This is a genomic window from Desulfonatronum sp. SC1 (assembly GCF_003046795.1).
Taxonomy (GTDB): domain Bacteria; phylum Desulfobacterota; class Desulfovibrionia; order Desulfovibrionales; family Desulfonatronaceae; genus Desulfonatronum.
In genome coordinates, this window is record NZ_PZKN01000016.1 from 12,296 (window position 1) to 31,216 (window position 18,921).

General features: G+C 58.2%; 20 protein-coding genes. 16 read left to right on the forward strand and 4 right to left on the reverse strand.

The genetic code is table 11. The annotated features are described in order from the left end of the window. Positions 1 to 16 precede the first annotated feature (16 nt). The 5 genes from C6366_RS10035 (at position 17) to C6366_RS10055 (ending at position 5,129) form a co-directional block, all read left to right on the forward strand. On the forward strand, positions 17 to 1,111 hold the full coding sequence (locus C6366_RS10035) for an ABC transporter ATP-binding protein (RefSeq protein ID WP_107737573.1): 1,095 nt from the start codon (positions 17 to 19) through the stop codon (positions 1,109 to 1,111). A gap of 2 nt (positions 1,112 to 1,113) precedes the next feature. Next, positions 1,114 to 1,986 carry a carbohydrate ABC transporter permease gene (locus C6366_RS10040; RefSeq protein WP_107737575.1) on the forward strand — a complete coding sequence of 291 codons (873 nt, stop codon included), beginning with the start codon at positions 1,114 to 1,116 and terminating at the stop codon, positions 1,984 to 1,986. Further along, the gene (locus C6366_RS10045; protein ID WP_107737577.1) at positions 1,983 to 2,786 is read left to right on the forward strand and encodes a carbohydrate ABC transporter permease; all 804 of its coding nucleotides are present in this window, start codon (positions 1,983 to 1,985) and stop codon (positions 2,784 to 2,786) included. Before C6366_RS10040 ends, C6366_RS10045 begins: the two co-directional genes overlap by 4 nt. Before the next feature lie 168 nt (positions 2,787 to 2,954). Continuing rightward, positions 2,955 to 3,230, forward strand: coding sequence for a DUF2160 domain-containing protein (locus tag C6366_RS10050; RefSeq protein WP_233248454.1), 276 nt, complete (start codon positions 2,955 to 2,957; stop codon positions 3,228 to 3,230). Between the two features lie 144 nt (positions 3,231 to 3,374). Beyond that, positions 3,375 to 5,129 carry an ABC transporter substrate-binding protein gene (locus tag C6366_RS10055; protein ID WP_107737579.1) on the forward strand — a complete coding sequence of 585 codons (1,755 nt, stop codon included), beginning with the start codon at positions 3,375 to 3,377 and terminating at the stop codon, positions 5,127 to 5,129. Between the two features lie 119 nt (positions 5,130 to 5,248). On the opposite strand, the gene C6366_RS19295 is transcribed toward C6366_RS10055, so the two are convergent. The 4 genes from C6366_RS19295 to C6366_RS10075 all read right to left on the reverse strand — a co-directional run bounded on the left by C6366_RS19295 (position 5,249) and on the right by C6366_RS10075 (position 7,987). After that, positions 5,249 to 5,473 (reverse strand): hypothetical protein, encoded by a 225-nt coding sequence (locus C6366_RS19295; protein WP_146164819.1) that lies wholly within the window; start codon positions 5,471 to 5,473, stop codon positions 5,249 to 5,251. A 93-nt stretch (positions 5,474 to 5,566) separates the two neighbouring features. Then, positions 5,567 to 6,064, reverse strand: coding sequence for a DUF523 domain-containing protein (locus C6366_RS10060; RefSeq protein ID WP_107737691.1), 498 nt, complete (start codon positions 6,062 to 6,064; stop codon positions 5,567 to 5,569). A gap of 283 nt (positions 6,065 to 6,347) precedes the next feature. Then, entirely contained in the window at positions 6,348 to 7,118 is a 771-nt protein-coding gene (locus C6366_RS10070) for a hypothetical protein (protein WP_146164820.1), read from the reverse strand. A gap of 107 nt (positions 7,119 to 7,225) precedes the next feature. Beyond that, positions 7,226 to 7,987, reverse strand: a complete 762-nt coding sequence (locus C6366_RS10075; protein ID WP_107737582.1) for an FKBP-type peptidyl-prolyl cis-trans isomerase — start codon at positions 7,985 to 7,987, stop codon at positions 7,226 to 7,228. 426 nt (positions 7,988 to 8,413) lie between these two features. Between C6366_RS10075 and C6366_RS10080 the strand changes: the two genes are divergently transcribed. From C6366_RS10080 to C6366_RS10135, 11 genes are all read left to right on the forward strand, one after another. Further along, complete coding sequence (locus C6366_RS10080; protein WP_107737584.1) at positions 8,414 to 9,568, forward strand: ABC transporter substrate-binding protein; 1,155 nt, start codon at positions 8,414 to 8,416, stop codon at positions 9,566 to 9,568. A gap of 96 nt (positions 9,569 to 9,664) precedes the next feature. Beyond that, a complete protein-coding gene (locus C6366_RS10085) occupies positions 9,665 to 10,552 on the forward strand; it encodes a branched-chain amino acid ABC transporter permease (RefSeq protein WP_107737586.1) in 888 nt (295 codons plus the stop codon). Positions 10,553 to 10,773: 221 nt separating this feature from the next. Continuing rightward, positions 10,774 to 11,826, forward strand: a complete 1,053-nt coding sequence (locus C6366_RS10095) for a branched-chain amino acid ABC transporter permease (protein ID WP_233248455.1) — start codon at positions 10,774 to 10,776, stop codon at positions 11,824 to 11,826. Next, complete coding sequence (locus tag C6366_RS10100; RefSeq protein ID WP_107737590.1) at positions 11,810 to 12,595, forward strand: ABC transporter ATP-binding protein; 786 nt, start codon at positions 11,810 to 11,812, stop codon at positions 12,593 to 12,595. The genes C6366_RS10095 and C6366_RS10100 overlap by 17 nt, the downstream gene beginning before the upstream one ends. After that, the gene (locus C6366_RS10105) at positions 12,588 to 13,295 is read left to right on the forward strand and encodes an ABC transporter ATP-binding protein (protein WP_107737592.1); all 708 of its coding nucleotides are present in this window, start codon (positions 12,588 to 12,590) and stop codon (positions 13,293 to 13,295) included. Before C6366_RS10100 ends, C6366_RS10105 begins: the two co-directional genes overlap by 8 nt. A gap of 61 nt (positions 13,296 to 13,356) precedes the next feature. Beyond that, positions 13,357 to 14,823: an IMP dehydrogenase gene (guaB, locus tag C6366_RS10110; protein ID WP_107737593.1), complete on the forward strand. Its 1,467-nt coding sequence runs from the start codon at positions 13,357 to 13,359 to the stop codon at positions 14,821 to 14,823. Further along, positions 14,823 to 16,370 (forward strand): glutamine-hydrolyzing GMP synthase, encoded by a 1,548-nt coding sequence (gene guaA, locus C6366_RS10115; protein WP_107737595.1) that lies wholly within the window; start codon positions 14,823 to 14,825, stop codon positions 16,368 to 16,370. The genes guaB and guaA overlap by 1 nt, the downstream gene beginning before the upstream one ends. A gap of 4 nt (positions 16,371 to 16,374) precedes the next feature. Further along, the gene (tatB, locus tag C6366_RS10120) at positions 16,375 to 16,896 is read left to right on the forward strand and encodes a Sec-independent protein translocase protein TatB (protein ID WP_107737597.1); all 522 of its coding nucleotides are present in this window, start codon (positions 16,375 to 16,377) and stop codon (positions 16,894 to 16,896) included. Further along, positions 16,893 to 17,699 carry a twin-arginine translocase subunit TatC gene (gene tatC, locus C6366_RS10125; RefSeq protein ID WP_107737599.1) on the forward strand — a complete coding sequence of 269 codons (807 nt, stop codon included), beginning with the start codon at positions 16,893 to 16,895 and terminating at the stop codon, positions 17,697 to 17,699. Before tatB ends, tatC begins: the two co-directional genes overlap by 4 nt. After that, complete coding sequence (locus C6366_RS10130) at positions 17,696 to 18,613, forward strand: YicC/YloC family endoribonuclease (RefSeq protein ID WP_107737601.1); 918 nt, start codon at positions 17,696 to 17,698, stop codon at positions 18,611 to 18,613. Before tatC ends, C6366_RS10130 begins: the two co-directional genes overlap by 4 nt. Before the next feature lie 37 nt (positions 18,614 to 18,650). Further along, on the forward strand, positions 18,651 to 18,920 hold the full coding sequence (locus C6366_RS10135; RefSeq protein WP_107737603.1) for a DUF370 domain-containing protein: 270 nt from the start codon (positions 18,651 to 18,653) through the stop codon (positions 18,918 to 18,920). The last annotated feature ends 1 nt before the right edge of the window (position 18,921 follow it).

Below are 18,921 nucleotides of genomic sequence, written 5' to 3' on the forward strand. Positions count from 1 at the left end.
CCCGCGTGAGGAAACCATGGCCCGGATCGAACTGCGAGAAATTGCCCACAGCTATCTTCCCTCTCCTCGAAACGCCGAGGACTATGCTCTGAAGCGCGTCCAGACCGTGTGGGAAGATGGGGGGGCCTACGCCCTGCTTGGCCCTTCGGGGTGCGGAAAAACGACGCTTCTAAACATCATCTCCGGCCTGCTGACTCCCAGCGAGGGCCAAGTGCTTTACGACGGAAAAGATGTTACGGCCCTGCCGCCCGAGCAGCGGAATATCGCCCAGGTCTTTCAGTTTCCGGTTCTCTACGACACCATGACCGTCTACGACAACCTGGCCTTTCCCTTGCGCAACCGCGGCGTTCCCGCCGCGGAAGTCGACCAGCGGGTTCATGAAGTGGCTGAAGCCCTGGACCTGTCCATTTTTTTGAAAAAGCGCGCGGCCCGTCTGGATGCGGACGCAAAGCAGAAGATCTCCCTGGGTCGGGGGCTGGTCCGCAAGGACGTGGCCGCGATCCTGTTCGACGAACCCCTGACGGTCATCGACCCGCATCTGAAATGGCAATTGCGCCGGAAACTCAAGGAAATCCACGCCCAGTTTCACTTGACCCTGATCTATGTGACCCATGACCAGGTCGAGGCACTGACCTTCGCCGACCAGGTTGTGGTCATGTCCGACGGCGCCATCCTCCAGGCGGGCACCCCGGAAGATCTTTTCGAAAACCCCGAGCATGCCTATGTCGGCTATTTCATCGGCAGCCCGGGCATGAACATCCTGCCCGTGACCCTTGTCGGCAACGACATCCGCATCAACGACAACTCCATTTCCCTGCCACAGGAGTTGGCAAAGGCGGCACGGACAACGTCAAAACGCCTATCCCTGGGAATCAGGCCCTTGTATGTCCAGGTCCATGCCGAGCCCGGGCCGGATCGAGTCCAGGCCGAGGTGGTCCTGGTGGAGGACCAGGGCAGTTGCAAGGTGCTCACGCTCCGTCTTGGCGAGCATGTCCTCAAGGGTTTGCTTCGGGAGGACCGCGAAGCTCGCCGGGGTGCTTGCTGGCTGCACTTTCCGCCGGAACGGATCAAACTTTACGCCGACGACCAACTCATCAAGCTGGGGGATTGATCATGCAGAAATGGGAAAACAACAAGGCCTGGTTTCTGATCCTCCCGGTTTTCGCCGTGGTCGCCTTCAGCGCCATCATCCCTCTGATGACCGTGGTCAACTACTCGGTGCAGGACATCTTTGGACCGGGGCAAAGCATTTTCGTGGGCACGGAATGGTTCAAGGAAGTCCTGCACGACCAGCGTCTGCGCGACGCGCTGTGGCGACAGCTTCTGTTTTCCAGCCTGGTCCTGCTGATCGAGATTCCGTTGGGCGTACTCATCGCCCTGGCCCTGCCCAGAAAAGGGTGGACCGTTTCGGCCTGCCTGGTCTTGCTGGCCCTGCCTCTGCTCATTCCCTGGAACGTCATCGGCACGACCTGGGTGGTCTTCACCAGGCCGGACATCGGCCTGTTCGGTGCGACGCTGAACGCCCTGGGCATTGCCTTTGACCATACGTCCTCCCCGCTGCACGCCTGGATCACGGTGATGCTCATGGAGGTCTGGCACTGGACTCCGTTGGTGGTCCTGCTGGCCTATGCCGGGCTGCGCGCCATCCCGGACGCCTACTATCAGGCGGCCAAAATCGACGGAGCCACGAACTGGGCTATTTTTCGCTTCATCCAGCTGCCCAAGATGCGCGGCGTCCTGACCATTGCCGTCCTGTTGCGGTTCATGGACAGCTTTCTGATCTATGCCGAGCCGTTTGTGCTCACCGGCGGCGGACCGGGCAACTCGACCACCTTCTTGTCCATCTATCTGGTCAAGGTCGCGGTGGGCCAGTTCGATCTCGGTCCCGCGGCGGCCTTTTCCCTGATCTACTTTTTGATCGTGCTCCTCTTTTGTTACATCTTTTTCCAGGCCCTGCTCAACGTGGGCACGGGAGAAAAACGATGAAGATTCAAAAACGATACATCGGGCTGGCTTTTTACTTTCTCCTGCTGCTCCTGCCCATCTACTGGATGCTGAACATGTCCCTGCGGACCAACGCGGATATTCTGAGCACCTTTGCCCTGTATCCGCATAACCCGACCCTGGCCAACTACATCAAGATTTTCACTGATCCGGCCTGGTATTCGGGGTACATCAACTCCATTACCTACGTGACCATGAACACGGTCTTCTCCCTGCTGGTTGCCCTGCCCGCGGCTTACGCCTTTTCCAGGTATCGGTTCATCGGCGACAAGCACGTCTTTTTCTGGCTGTTGACCAACCGCATGGCCCCCCCGGCCGTGTTCCTGCTGCCGTTTTTCCAGCTCTATTCCACGTTCGGACTGATCGACACCCATCTGGCCGTGGCTTTGGCCCACTGTCTGTTCAACGTCCCTCTGGCGGTCTGGATCCTGGAAGGATTCATGTCCGGAGTGCCCAGGGAAATCGACGAAACCGCCTTTATTGACGGGTATAGCTTCCCCCGCTTCTTCATCACCATCTTCATCCCGCTAATCCGGGCCGGAATCGGCGTGACCGCCTTTTTCTGCTTCATGTTCTCCTGGGTCGAACTGCTTCTGGCCCGCACCCTGACCACGACCGTGGCCAAGCCCATCGCCGCGACGATGACCCGGACCGTCAGCGCCACGGGCCTGGATTGGGGGCTGCTGGCCGCCGCCGGGATTCTGACCATCATTCCCGGGGCCTTGGTGATCTGGTTTGTGCGCAACCACCTGGCCAAGGGTTTTGCCCTGGGCCGCGTATAACTGTTTACTGAGATAGTCTTAATTCGACAGTCCGTTCAAAAACCCCAAGTGCAAGGAGCATGAAAAGTTCAAGGTCGAAGCGTATTTCTTTATACGTGAGAATTTGAACTTTTTGTAGCGACGCAGCAATTGGGTGTTTTTCAACGGACTGTCAGGGAGGCATGCGTCATGATTGAATGGATGGCCTGGACCACCGTCACCGCCAGCTTTTTCCTGACCATTTTCCTGATCCTGGCGGGCATGCTCGTCTGGGAACTCAAGTCACCTTCCATGGAGCGCAAGGGCTTTTTGCCCATTGCCACTACCCGGGGTGACAGGCTGTTCATCGGACTTCTGGGAAGCGCCTACCTCACCTTGACGTGGGTCGGACTGACGGATTGGACGCTCTGGCTGGTATTGCCGGTCATCGTCGTCTTTATGTCCTTGGTGATGCGCTACGGTTGATCATGCTGATTCGTGTTCAGATCACATTTGAGGTCCATGCCCGGTGCTTCGTGCGCGGGGCATTTATCTGATTGGCAGTGGAGTTGGTGAGACTGTTGTCTGGTAAAAAGTGTGAATCTATCCCTGTAACAACACGGAGGAGTCATGAAGCGAACGGTCGGTAAACCCTTTTGGCAGCGAACCTTTTGTCTATGGTTCGTGCTTGCGGCGTTCCTTCTCGCCGCCCCGGCTTGGGCCACGTCAGCCTTTGAGCAGGCTGCGGAAAAATGGATCGAAACCGAGTTTCAGCCCTCAACCCTGTCCAAGGCTGAACAGCTGGAGGAGATGAAATGGTTCATCAAGGCCGCTGAACCCTTTCGGGGGATGTCCATCAAGGTGGTTTCCGAAACCATCCCCACGCACGAATATGAATCCAACGTGCTGGCCAAGGCCTTTGAAGAGATCACCGGCATCAAGGTCACCCACGACCTGATCCAGGAAGGAGACGTCATTGAAAAATTGCAGACCCAGTGGCAGTCCGGTGAAAACATCTATGATGCCTACATCAACGACGCCGACCTGATCGGCACCCACTGGCGGTATGATTTCGTCGTCAACCTGACCGACTGGATGGCCGGGGAAGGCCAGGACGTGACCCTGCCCACCCTGGATCTGGACGACTTTTTCGGCAAGGAGTTCGGCACCGGCCCGGACGGAAAGCTCTACCAGCTTCCGGCCCAGCAGTTCGCCAACCTGTACTGGTTCCGTTACGATTGGTTCAACCGTGAGGACTTCAAGAAGCAGTTCAAGGACATCTACGGTTACGAACTGGGCGTTCCGGTGAACTGGTCCGCCTACGAGGACATCGCCGAATTCTTCACGGAGCACGTCAAGGAAATCGACGGACAGAGAATCTACGGACACAACGACTACGGCAAGAAATCCCCGGATCTGGGCTGGCGCTTCACCGATGCCTGGTTGTCCATGGCCGGCGCCGGCGACAAGGGACTGCCCAACGGCAAGCCCGTGGACGAGTGGGGCATTCGCGTGGATGAGAATGACCGCCCGGTGGGCTCCTGCGTCAACCGCGGCGGCGCGACCAACAGCCCGGCGGCCAAGTATTCCCTGAACAAATACATGGAATGGCTGCGCAAATACGCCCCTCCGGGCGCCCTGGGCATGGACTTCTACCAGTACCTGCCCTTCCTGGCCAACGGCAACGTGGCCCAGCAGATCTTCTGGTACACGGCCTTCATCCCGGACATGGTCGCCCCCGGCCCCACGGTTAATGAGGACGGGACCCCCAAATGGCGCATGGCCCCATCCCCCCATGGTCCATACTGGGAAGAAGGCATGAAGGTCGGATACCAGGACTGCGGTTCCTGGACCCTGTTCAAAAGCACTCCGCTGGACCGGCGCAAGGCCGCCTGGCTCTACGCCCAGTTCACCGTGGCCAAGACCAGCTCGCTGAAAAAAGCCCATGTCGGTCTGACCCCGATCCGGGACAGCGACATCAACCACGTCTCCTTCACGGAGCGCGCGCCCAAGCTGGGCGGTCTGGTGGAATTCTACCGCAGCCCGGCCCGACACGTCTGGACCGATACCGGAACCAACGTCCCCGACTACCCCCGCCTGGCCCAGCTCTGGTGGCAGAATATCGGTGAGGCCGTTGCCGGCGAGGTCAGCGTGGACCAGGCCATGGACAACCTCTGCCGCGAGCAGGAGCGGATCATGGAACGCCTGGAACGCCAAGGCGTTCAGGGCGACAAGGGTCCGAAGCTGAATCCGGTTCAGGATGAAGCCTACTGGCTGAGCCAACCCGGCTCCCCCAAGCCCAAGCTGGAAAATGAAAAGCCCCAAGGCGTGACAGTGCCTTATGAGCAACTGCTCCAGGCCTGGGTCGAAGGCCGCGTGCGCTAACCACACCAATACCAAGCAGTAACGACAAAGGGGCCGGGAGAAGATTCTCCCGGCCCCTTTATTGTTACTAGCAGCAAAATTCGGGCTATGCAGACCGGAGGGGTTGGGGCCGGACCGAGCTAATATACTGAATTTTCTAAAGTTACGTTCAAAAACAGGCTGTTATTGTGGCTTAAAACCACAATTTCACTCTCAAAATGGGCATTGCAAGTGTCTGGTTCCTCACGCAACGCCGACTCAACGTTGGTGCTTTCCTCAATGATTTTCTCCCAACTGCCTTGAATTCCAGCTTCGCCTGAATGCTTTCCACAAATTTCCTGGTTCCCACGGCGATGCGGGAGCATGAGGTTGGCTCGGCCCGACCACGATCAACACCGATCAACCATCAAAGTATAGCACTGATCGTGACAGGCAATCGGCTTCGCTCCAGTGCTTTGTCAAGTAGAGTTTTCCGCACGTCTCAAGTATTCATCTGCATCTTCAATCTGAGAATCAGGAAAGACCTTAATGCCGTTCTTTTCGAGAAGCGCTGTTGTAACTCCTATTCCCTTCTTCTTTTTTCCTGTGAAGCTACCGTCATAAATATACGACGATCCGCATGAAGGGCTTCCATCAGTGAGCAGAGCAACTTTAACATTGTGCCTGACAGCGAGCTGCAAGGCCATCTCCGCGCCATGAATATAAAGCTTTGTAACATCGGCCTCAGTAGCCTCAATAACCATAGCGGCTTCTGACAGAACATCGACTCCGTCTCCATTCGTTATCTCAGCAGGTGGCCTCGGGGTGTTAAAACCAGCGGACACTTCAGGGCAAATATGAACGAGTCGGTCTTCATTACGCCAGCGTGAAACAATTTCCGCGTTCGTCGGTTTGTCTCTTCCGTTGTAGCGAATCGGTAATCCGACAAGGCAAGAACTGACTAGTATTTTATGCATTTGTATTTTCTGCCTAACAAAAAGCTGTCGAGCACATGGTCTTCGCCGTCCCGACCAGCGACAGGTCAAACCTGTGTGCATATAAGAATTTTGCCTGTCACGGAAAAATTTGAGGAGAAACACCCCGCTTATGAGACCGATGTGTAATGTGCCAGACATGGCCTGGAAAGAAGTATCGACTGGCTCTTGGCATTGGCAGCAATTTCAGTTTTCGAATTACCCGATGTTAAAGCGCCCTCCACCCCGTCAGGGCACAGCTCGGCAATCAATTGATCAATTCGGTTCATGGTTTTTCTGAATTTGTCAGCCGGACAAATTCAACACTTTTCCCCATGCGTCGATACGGCTCCAGGTCCGTAAGCTCGTAATCATCTGGAGCCAGCACATCCCGCACGCCAAACTTTGCCATGTCTTCAACGGAAAGCAGAAAAAAACTCCTGACACCGTACTCCTCGTTTCCCACTCGGCAGATATACTCGTCTACGTCGATTTTTTCAAAAAACCGAGCTTGATTGGCCTTGCTGTTCTCCATGTATTCGCGCAACTGTTGGATGCCTTGCGCGAGCAGTACTTCCAGATCGAGTTTGTTTCTCGCCTGTTCATCAAGCTGATCGTAGGCTTGGATTATCTCCGCCCGCACGTCCGCGTCGGTCATTCCTTTGTTCTGCAACGCATTGCCATGCCACCCCACAATGGCGTTCGCGCGGATGATTTTGCGCCGCCCTGCAGTGAAGACATAATTGGCGCAGGAAGACATACACATCGTCTCGACCACGACATCCGCCTGATTGTCGAAGACCCATTCTCCCAGCCGCATGCCCGCATTGATCTCGCCGCCCCCGGAAGCGACGACCAGCGTTTCCACCACGCGTCCTTCGACCGAATCCAAAAATTTCGTCACATTCAGGTCGGAAATACTTCCGGCAAAGGTCGCCGTCGTCCCTTCCAAGCTGATATAGGCTTCTTCCGCGGAAGGATCGTAAACCGATCGTCCAAAAACCTGGGTCTGGCTGAACGCGAATAAAATCAAGCTCATCGTCAAAATACTTCTCATGGTTCATATTCCTTCATTTGGATCAAATGAAAAAAGCCCTCGCCACGTACGTGGCGAGGGCTTTCTCGTTATCAGCTTGCGCGAACAGCCTACTCCGCGCCCTGCGCCTATTCGGAAGCCTCGGCCCGGATGACGTCCAGTAGTTCGATCTCAAAGACAAGCGTGGAGTTGGGCTCGATCATCGGTCCGGCCTGCTGTTGCCCATAGGCCAGTGCGGGAGGGATGACCACTTCCCATTTCGCGCCCTGGGGAATGAGTTGCAGGATTTCGGTCCACCCTGGAATCACGCCCTGCAAGGGAAAGGTGGCCGGTTCGCCGCGCTCCACGGAGCTGTCGAACACCGTCCCGTCCACCAGAGTGCCGGTATAGTGCACCGTGACGATGTCCTCGGCCTGCGGGTTTTCTCCCTCGCCGTCCGTGATGACTCGGTAGAGGATTCCGCTGTCCGTGGACTGGACACCGTCCCGCTCCCGGAACTCGGCCATGAAGGCCTCACCCTTGGCGATATTTTCAGCGGACTGCGCTTGGACCATTTCCATCTGTTTTTGCATCAGATCCTGCTGCAAGGTCATCAGCACCTGCTGCTGTTCCTCCTGGGTCATCAGCGGCTCGCCGCCCAAACCCAATCCGTCGCGCAGCCCCTGGGCCAGTGCGTCCACGTCCACCTCAAGCTCGCCCATGGCGATATTGGTCCCGATATCCAGACCAATGGCGTAACTGGTCTTTTGCACCTTCGTGTCCAAACTCCGCACGGCGGTGGGTTCGGAAGCAGTCTGGGGTGCCGGGGCCTGTTGCTGGCCGCAGCCCAGGATGACCAGAGTCAAACAAACACCAAGACAGGACGCGATTGTCGTTTTTCGGAAGCTCATGCAATCTCCTTGAATCAAAAGAAAGTTTGATGTTAAAAAGGCTACTATAGGACAGCCTTTCCTGGTTGTCCATGAATCCGACCAGGAATCCGGCTGATTTCGTTGGTGACGTAAGCATCGCCGACACCCTTCAAAATACGACAATTATTGCAATAAAATAAGGCTTTCCTTGCAAATTCCATTGACAGCGCCGTTTTGTTCATGGCATTGTTTTCTTTGTTCCATCCAAGGATTCGTTTTCTCCTCAAGGCGAATCCTTTCGCGGGCCACGTTTACCGAAAACGTCATTTCCGGTTTCATGATCAATCTAGAGGCTTGGTTGACTATGTCCGACATTCGGCAGGTGCTCGCGAACAGCTTTCTTGCTGTATTATCTCAAGGTGTCCGGCCCAAATCCCCAATTCAACGTCAACGTGGAGGAAAGCAATGAGTGCAAAAAATTGGATCAAGGCCGTCCTGGCCGCCTGTATGCTGACTCTCTTCTGCTCCCCGGCCTGGGCGCAGAAAATCAAGATCGCCGTGGCCGCTCCCCTGACCGGCCCCGCCGCCTCCTACGGCGAAAACATCAAGTCCGGCGTGGAAACCAAGATTGAGGAAATCAACGCCGCCGGCGGCATCAACGGCGTGATGGTCGAGGTCGCCTACTTCGACGAACTGTGCGAACCCCGCGAAGCCGCCGTCGTGGCCCCGCGGATCGTCGGGGACAAGGACATCGTCGGCGTGGTCGGCCACGTCTGCTCCTCGGCCCACCTGGCCGCCCTGCCCACCTACGTGCGCATGGGCATGCCGGTAATTTCCCCCACCGCCACCAACGTGACCATCAGCCAGCAGAACAAGGACAACGAGGGCCGGGTCTGGTCCTTCCGCAACGTCTATCTGGACGACTACCAGGGCTACTTCCTGGCCAACTACGTCAAGGACATCCTTGGCCTGGAACGCATCGCCGTGTTCTATGAAAACAACGACTACGGCATCGGCCTGAAGAACGCCTTCGTGGCCGAGGCCAAAAACATCGGCCTGACCCTGGTGGGCGAGGAAGGCTACGTCAAGGGCGCCACGGACTTCGCCCCGCAACTGACCCGCCTGCGTGGCGGCAACCCGGACGGCCTGTTCATCTCCGGGTACTACAATGAAGGGGCACTCATTGCGGCCCAAGCCGGAAATCTGGGCATGAACGTCGTCAAGTTTGGCGCCGATGGCCTGGACAACGTGGACTACATCAACCTGGGTGGGGACGCGGCAAACAACACTTACATGACCGTGCCCTTCCTGCCCGAGGCAGCTCCGGAACAGGCCCAGGACTTCATCAAGAAGTTCGAGGAGAAGTATCAGCGCGACCTGGATTGGATGAGCGCCAACGCCTATGACGCTGCAGGCAAATTTGTGGCCGCCGTAACCGCCGTGGGTACGGACCGGACAGCGATCCGCGACTACCTGGCCGGCATCAACTCCCTGGAAAACGCATACATCGGTATTACCGGAGCCACCTACTTCAGTGAAATCGGCGACCCGGAAAAGAGCGCCTTCGTGAAGATGGTCAAGGACGGCGCCTTCACCGCCGCCCCCAAGCAGATGCAATAAAGACCAAAACAACAACCAAACGGAAACAGGCCGGGGTGCTCCCGGCCTGTTTCCGTTTCATCCAGCCTTTCCCCATCCTGCCGGCAGGAGTCCCACTTGCTTGAACAACAACTGATCAACGGTTTGACACTGGGCCTGATTTATGCCCTGATCGCCGTAGGCTACACCATGGTCTACGGAGTGATTCAGCTCATCAATTTCGCCCACGGTGAAATCTACATGCTCGGGGCCTTTTTCTGCGTGACCTTCATCACCGCGGCCGGCCTGCCCTTTTACGCGGCCATCCTGATGGCCATCCTCTGCTGCATGCTCTGCGGCATCCTGCTGGACATCATCGCCTACCGTCCTCTGCGCAAGGCGCCCCGCCTAGCCGCGCTGATCACGGCCATCGGCATGTCCATCTTTCTCCAAAACGTGGCCCTGATCATCTGGGGCAGCCGTTCCCGCCCCTTTCCCCAGTCGGCCCTGCCGCCCTTTTTTCGGGAAAAGGCCCTGATCATGGGCGACGTCAGCCTGACTTGGCTGCAACTGTTCATCTTCGCCGTGGCCATCATCATGATGATCGGCCTGTACCTGACCATCAACAAGACCCGGATCGGCACGGCCATGCGCGCCCTGGCCCAGAACAAGACCGCGGCTTCCTTAATGGGCATCAACGTCAACTACGTCATCTCCTTCACCTTTGCCCTGGGTTCGGCCATGGGCGCGGTGGCCGGGATTCTCGTCTCGGTCTACTACAACACCCTCTACCCGACCATGGGCTACACCGCCGGAGTCAAGGCCTTTGCCGCGGCCGTGCTCGGCGGCATCGGCTCGGTTCCCGGAGCCATGGTCGGCGGGGTGGTCCTGGGGGTTGCCGAGGCCCTGGGCGCGGGCTACGTCTCCTCCCTGTACCGCGACGGGGTGGCTTACGCGGTGATGATCGCCGTGATCATCTTCCGTCCCTCCGGCATCCTGGGACGATCCGTGGTGGACAAGGCGTAACTGTCCGTTGAAAAACTCCCAATTGCCGCGTCGCCGCAAAAAGCTCAAACTCTCACGTATCAATAAATACTCTTCGACCTTGAGCTTTTTTTGCTCCTTGCACTTGGGGTTTTTGAACGGACTGTCGAATGAAGACTTTTTCAACACTCAGGTAACCCTTGCCAACGTGTTTCTTTTCGCCAACAACGAACACCAGCACAGTTAATATTTCGGGGAATTTCGTGAATATCGGAAAATCGCTCACCCTCCTGATCGTCGCCGCTGCACTGACCTACCCCTTGGTGCCGCAGTCCAGCGACTACATCATCCACGTGATGACCCTGGCCATGGTCTACATGATCCTGGCCATGGGCCTGAACATCGTGCCCGGATTCTGCGGCCTGCTGGACCTGGGCTACGTCGGCTTCTACGGGATCGGAGCCTACACCGCCGGCCTGCTGACCATTCACTACGACATGTCCTTCTGGGTGATCGTCCCCCTGGCCGCCCTGAACGGGGCACTGTGGGGCGCGCTGCTGGGCGCGCCGACCCTGCGCCTGACCGGGGACTACTTCGCCATCGTCACCTTCGGTTTTTCCGAACTGGTGGTTCTCTTCCTGACCAATGAAATCTGGCTGACCCGCGGCCCCTTGGGGTTGCCCGGGATTCAGCCCATCACCGTGAACCTGACCTGGCTCAACGAGGCCTGGTATTTTCAGTTCTACGACAAGACTCCCAACTTCTACGTCGTGGCTCTCCTGGTGGGCTTGGTCTTCTTCATCATGCGCCGGATGGAGGACTCCCGCCTGGGCCGGGCCTGGTACGCCATTCGCGAGGATCCCCTGGCCGCGGCCAGTTGCGGGGTGAACATCCTCAACTACAAGGTCATCGCCTTCGCCATTTCCGCGGCCATCGGCGCGGTAGGCGGTTGCTTCTACGCCCGCTGGTCCATGTTCCTCTCCCCGGACATGTTCAAGTTCTGGGAATCCTTCCTGGTCCTGTGCATGGTCGTGTTGGGAGGCTTGGGCAACATTAAGGGAGCCTTGCTCGGTGCGGTCATCCTGGTCTGTCTGGGTGAAGTGCTCCGGGAAGTACTCACCTCCCTCGGCCTGCCCCCGGAGACCCGGTTCATGGCCTACGGCCTGATCATGGTCCTGATCATGCGCTTCAAGCCGGCAGGTTTTTTTCCGGCCATCGCCTCCAGCGGCCGATCCAACCCGTTGCTGCTCGACCTGCAAAAGCGTCTGACCGCCCGAAACGCTCCCAAGGAAGAAACCCGTGACGCCGCTGCTTGAAATCGACGGAATCAGCAAACGCTTCGGCGGCCTTCTGGCCCTGACGGACGTTTCGTTCAACGTGATCGAAGGTGAAATCCTCGGTCTGATCGGTCCCAACGGGGCCGGAAAGACGACCATGTTCAACTGTATCGCCGGAGTGTACAAGCCCACGTCCGGCAATCTGGTCTTCACCCGGGATGAAAAATCCGTGCGCGTCAACGGCCGCAAACCGGAAAAAATGACGGAGCTGGGCATTGCCCGCACCTTCCAGAACATCCGTTTGTTCAGCGCACTGACAGTCCTGGACAACGTGCGCATCGCCCGCCACTGCCGGACCACGTCCAACTTTTTTCGCTCCGTATTACGGACAAAATTTCAACAAGCCGAAGAAAAGGAAATCGTCGACGCATCCATGCGCTGGCTGGATTTCGTCGGCCTGGGCCATCACGCCCTGGCCGATGCCAGCAGCCTGTCCTACGGGGATCAACGCCGCCTGGAAATCGCACGGGCCCTGGCCACGGAGCCGAAGCTGCTCCTGCTCGACGAACCTGCCGCGGGCATGAACCCCAGGGAAACCCGGATGCTCGTGGACCTGATCCATGCCATTCTGGACGTCGGGGTCACCGTGATGCTCATCGAGCACGACATGAGGCTGGTGATGACCATCTGTAAACGGCTTGTGGTCCTGGATCACGGCACCCTGATCGCCGAGGGCGGCCCCAAGGAAGTCCGGGAGAATCCCCAGGTCATCGAGGCGTATCTGGGAAGGGGGGCGGCCCATGCTTGAGTTGCGGGACGTACAGGCCTACTATGGCAACATCCAGGCCCTGAAAGGCATCAGCCTGAATGTCCAGGCCGGCGAGATCGTCACCCTGGTCGGGTCCAACGGCGCGGGAAAATCCACGACTCTGATGACCATTTCCTCTGTGGTGCCCGTGCGCTCCGGGAGCATCACCTTCCTGGGCAAGGACATCACCAAGACGGCCACGGACAAGGTCGTGGCCATGGGCATCACCCAGGTTCCGGAAGGCAGAATGATCTTTCCGGCCTTGACGGTCCTGGAAAATCTGCGCATGGGCGGCTACTTGCGCAAGGACAAGGCCGGACTGAAAGAGGATGAAGAGCGGGCTTTCAAGATGTTTCCAATCCTCAAAGAACGTCGCAAGCAATACGGAGGCACGCTTTCCGGAGGCGAGCAGCAGATGCTGGCCATCGCCCGCGCCTTGATGGCCCGGCCCAAACTGCTCCTGCTGGACGAGCCATCCCTGGGACTGGCACCCATCGTGGTGGAAAACATCTTCGACGTCATCGTCCAGATCAACAAGGAAGGCACCACGGTCCTCCTGGTTGAACAAAATGCCCAAATGGCCCTCCAAATCGCACATCGCGGCTACGTCCTGGAAACCGGCCTGGTTACCATGTCCGGAGAAGCCTCGGACCTTTTGGAGGATCCAAAGGTCCAGGCCGCGTACTTGGGGATGGATTGATTTTCAAGCATCAAATCGCACATAAAATGAGAATACGCCCAAAAACAAGGATACCTTTTCCATGGACCATGAATCAGAAATCCCTTTCGGCCTGACGTTTGACGACGTGTTGCTGGTTCCGAGCTATTCGGAAGTTTTGCCGGACAAGGCGGATGTGCGGACCCGGATCACGCCGGAGATTGAGTTGAATATTCCGTTGGTCAGCGCGGCCATGGACACGGTTACGGACGCGCGGATGGCCATCTCCATGGCCCGGTCCGGGGGCATGGGCATCATTCACAAGAACATGCCTATCGAGCGACAAAAGATCGAGGTGGAGAAGGTCAAGAAGTCCGAAAGCGGGATGATCATCGACCCGGTGACCATCCATCCGGAGGACAGCGTGGCCAAGGTTCTGGAAATGATGTCCGACTACCGGATCTCCGGCCTGCCGGTGGTGGAAAACGATCACCTAGTGGGTATCGTCACCAACCGGGACGTGCGGTTTGTCACGGACATGGAGACCAAGGCTCGGGAAATCATGACCAGCGAGGATCTGGTCACCGTGCCCGTGGGAACGACCCTGGACCAGGCCAAGAACCTGCTGCACGAAAACCGGATCGAGAAACTGCTGGTGGTGGACCACAACCAGAAGCTGCGCGGTCTCATCACCATCAAGGACATTGAGAAGGTCAAGAAATACCCCAATTCCTGCAAGGACTCCGTGGGACGGCTGCGAGTTGGCTGCGCCGTGGGCGTGGGCGCGGACGGCGAGGCCCGTGTGGCTGCCCTGCTCCAATCCGGGGCGGATCTGTTCGTCGTGGATTCGGCTCACGGGCACACGAAGAACATCCTTGAGGCCGTCCGGAGAATCAAGGGCAGCTTTCCCCATTGCCAGCTCGTGGCCGGCAACGTGGCCACCTACGAGGGCGCCCGGGATCTGATCCGGGCCGGGGCCGACGCGGTCAAAGTGGGCATTGGTCCGGGCTCCATCTGCACCACCCGGATCGTGGCCGGAGTGGGCGTGCCCCAGGTTACGGCGATCATGGAGGCGGTCCGGGCATGCCGTGAGGCTGACAAATGCCTGGTGGCGGACGGCGGGATCAAATTCTCCGGCGACATCGTCAAGGCCATTGCCGCCGGCGGGGACTGCGTGATGATCGGCAGCCTGTTTGCAGGGACAGAGGAAAGTCCGGGAGAGACCATCCTATACCAGGGCCGTTCCTACAAAATCTACCGAGGCATGGGCTCCATTGATGCCATGCGCGATGGCAGTTGCGACCGGTATTTCCAGGAAAAGTCCTCCAAGCTGGTTCCCGAAGGAATTGTCGGCAGAGTGCCGTACAAGGGCCCGGTCACGGAAAGCATCTACCAACTCGTGGGCGGCCTGCGCTCCGGCATGGGCTATCTGGGCAGCCCGGATCTGAAGGCCCTCCAAACCCAGGCCAAGTTCGTGCGCATCTCCCCGGCCGGGCTGCGGGAAAGCCATGTGCACGACGTGATCATCACCAAGGAAGCACCCAACTATCGCGTGGAGAATTTCTCATAATGCAAACAGACAACGTCATCATTCTGGATTTCGGCTCCCAGTATACCCAGTTGATCGCCCGCCGGGTGCGCGAGGCCGGGGTCTATTCGGAAATCCACCCCTGCACCATCACCACCGAGGAACTGCGGGCCCTGAACCCCAAGGCGCTGATTCTCTCCGGCGGCCCGGCCAGCGTGATCAACAACGAGGCCCCGTCCCTGGATCCGCGCATCCTGGATTGGGGCCTGCCTATTCTCGGCATCTGCTACGGCATGCAGCTTCTAGCGCATATCGGCGGCGGGGAGGTCGTTCCGTCCCAAGACAGGGAATACGGCCGGGCCGAGTTGTTCATCTCCGGGGAATGTCCTCTTTGGCAGGGATTGGCGATCACCGAGGGGCTCAAGGTCTGGATGTCCCACGGAGACAAGGTCTTGACCCCGCCGCCTGGATTCATTCCCCTGGCCCGGACCAGCCGGGTGGACGTGGCGGCCATGGCCGACGCTTCCCGTAAGATCTACGCCTTACAGTTCCACCCAGAAGTCGTCCATACCGAGGACGGCGACACGATTCTGCGCAACTTTTTGTTCCGGGTGGCCGGTCTGAACCCGAACTGGAACATGGCCTCCTTTCTGGAAGAAAACCTGGCCCGACTGCGCGACCAAATCGGGGAACAGGAGCAGGTGATCTGCGCACTGAGCGGCGGCGTGGACTCCACCGTGGTGGCCGTGATGCTGCACAAGGCCATCGGGCGCCGACTGCACTGCGTCTTGGTGGACAATGGCCTGCTGCGCCTGGGCGAAGGCGAGGAAATTGTAGCCTATCTGCGCCAGCATTTCGATCTGAACCTGCAGTACGCCCAATCCCAGGACCTGTTCCTCTCCCGGCTCAAGGGCGTTGAGGATCCGGAACAAAAACGCAAGATCATCGGCCACACCTTCATCGAAGTTTTTGAACAGGAAGCCAAATCCCTGACCGGCATCAAGTACCTGGCCCAGGGCACCCTGTACCCGGACGTCATTGAAAGCATCTCCTTCAAGGGCCCTTCCGCGGTGATCAAAAGCCACCACAACGTGGGCGGACTGCCGGAGACGATGGACCTGGACCTGATCGAACCCTTGCGGGAACTGTTCAAGGACGAAGTACGCAAAGTGGCTGTGGAACTCGGCCTGCCCGACTTCATCGTCTGGCGGCATCCGTTCCCGGGGCCGGGGTTGGCCATCCGCATCCTGGGAGAAGTCACCCCGGAGCGGCTGGACATCCTGCGCCAGGCCGACAAGATCGTCCACAGCGAACTCATGGCCGCCGGCTGGTACTACAAGGTCTGGCAGGGCTTCGCCGTGCTCCTGCCCCTGAAGACCGTGGGCGTGATGGGCGACGAACGGACCTACGAGCATGTCATCGCCCTGCGCATTGTGGACAGCATCGACGCCATGACCGCGGACTGGTCCCGGGTGCCCTCGGAAATCCTGGCCCAGATATCCAACCGGATCATAAATGAAGTCAAGGGCGTAAACAGGGTCGTCCTGGACATCTCCTCCAAACCGCCCAGCACAATTGAGTGGGAGTAGGCACATGTTCGGCATCGGCACAACGGAACTGCTCATCATCATGCTCGTGGCCCTGATCGTCCTGGGTCCAAAGCAGCTTCCCGGCATCGCCCGTTCCCTGGGCAAGGCCCTGGGAGAATTTCGGCGCGTGACCACGGATGTTCAGCGGACCTTGAATCTGGAAGCGGCGAAGATCGAAGAGGACGAGCGGGAGCAGAAAAAGGCCGCTGCGGTTGCCAAGAAGGCTGAGAAACCTCAACCCGCCGCGAAACCGGAACCTTCTTCACCGCCCCCTTCGGCTGCAGGCGAGGAGAGCGCCCCACCTCCGGAACACGCGGATTCAAATCCCTATGTCGCCGCGCAGGACGAAACTTCACCGGATGCAAGCCAACCCCAGCCAATGGCTTCGCACGCTCCGCCCCAGGAATCGACTGCCTTTACACAGGACTCCTCTTCTTCCGGAGCGAGGGACGCCTCCCCCGCCGAGGAACTTGAAAAAGAGACCTCCGATCCGTCCGAATCATCACAGTCCAGGGTCCAGACATGAACGAGACGACCCAGAATACGGATCAGCAAAAGGAAGACGCCGGAGAGCTGAAGGAAATGACCCTCATGGACCACCTGGGGGAATTGCGGTCCCGATTGACCCGGTCCGCGGTGGCCGTCGTAGTGGGTTTTCTGATCTGTTACGCATTTTCCAAACAGCTCTTCGGGATCATGATGCTGCCGCTGATGGAGGTCATGCCACCGGAAAGCACCCTGATTTTCACGGGTCTGCCCGAAGCTTTTTTCACCTACGTCAAGACCGCCTTCGTGGCCGGCCTGTTTTTGGTCAGTCCCTATATTTTCTATCAGATCTGGCAATTCATCGCCCCAGGACTGTACGAGAACGAGCGCAAGTACATGATCCCCATCGCCGCGATTTCCGCCTTGTTTTTCATCAGCGGCGCGTTGTTCGGGTATTACGTCGTTTTTCCCTTCGGCTTCGAATTCTTCATGGGTTATGCGGACGAAATGATCCGACCCATGCCCAGCCTTAAGGAATATTTCAGTTTTTCTCTGAAACTGCTTTTGGCCTTTGGGGTGATTTTCGAGCTGCCCCTGTTCATCTTCTTTCTGGCCCGGCTAGGCCTGGTCACTCCCGCGTGGCTGCGCAAGCAACGCAAATACGCAATCCTGCTCTCCTTCGTGGTGGCCGCGATCCTCACTCCTCCGGACGGAATCACCCAGATCCTGATGTCCGGCCCGTTGATCATTCTCTATGAGGTCAGCATCTACGTGGCGCATTTTTTCGGCAAGAAAAAGAAGCCCAAGCCCACGGACGACGAAGGGGAGGAGGCGAATCCATGACCGCCCCAGGGCAGGCCAGAAGCATGACCGGCTTTGGAACGAGCCAAGTCCATGACGACCATGGACGGCAAAGCTGGGAGATTCGCACGGTCAATTCCCGCTATCTGGAAGTGAAATGGCGGATTCCGGGTTATTGTCGCCGTCTGGAGGGCACTTGGGAAAGAATCGTCCGCGAGCATCTGGCCAGAGGCCGGGTGGAGATCAGCCTGGATCTTCGGCTCAACCGCCCGGACAGCGTTTGCCCAACCCTGGACATGGCCCAGGCCCAGGGCATGCTGGACCAGATGCACGCCTTGGCGGACCGGACCGGACTTGCTTTTGAGCCCGACCTGAATCAGTTGCTGCATCACGGCGGCCTGTGGCGGGAACCTTCCGGAGACTTGCCGGAACCCCTGGTCGGTTCTCTGGTCGCCGGACTGCGGACCGCGCTGAGGGATGTCCAGGAAACCCGCTCCAGGGAAGGGCGAACCTTGAGCGTGGACATTCTTGAACGCCTGGATCACCTGACACGGATTTCGGCCACCATCCGCGACAAGGTTTCCCTGCTCGCTCCGAAACGCATGGAAACGTTACGCGAGCGGGTCGATGCGCTGCTTCAAGGATGCAACCAGCACAAGAATTCGGCCCCGCTGGTGCTGGACGAACCCCGACTTTTGCAGGAGTTCGCCCAGCTTGCGGATCGACTGGACGTCAGCGAGGAACTCACCCGTTTGTCCGCGCATCTGGAAGAGGCGGTCAGAATTCTGACCACGCTCCCTGATCCCGGTCGGCGACTGGATTTTCTGTTTCAGGAATGTCTGCGGGAGATCACCACCTGCGGCAACAAGACCCAGGACGCGGATATCAGCCGCGACGTCGTGGCATTCAAGGCGGAACTGGAAAAGAGTCGAGAACAGGTCCAAAACCTGGAATAGCCGCTCCATCAACTTTCAGCCGAGGAGGAAGATTTCCATGTCCAAAACAAGCCTGTTGAACATCGGGTACGGCAATTTCGTCGTCAGCTCCAGAATCATCACCATCGTCAGCCCGACCTCCTCCCCCATGCGCCGACTGCGTGAAGAGGCCAAGGCAGACAAGCGGTTAATCGACGCCACACAGGGCCGCAAAACACGCTCCATCATCATCACGGACTCCAATCACGTCATTCTCTCCGCCATTCAAGCCGAAACCATCGGACAGCGCTACACCGTCCGCGACGACGGCCCGGACGAGGACAAGTAGC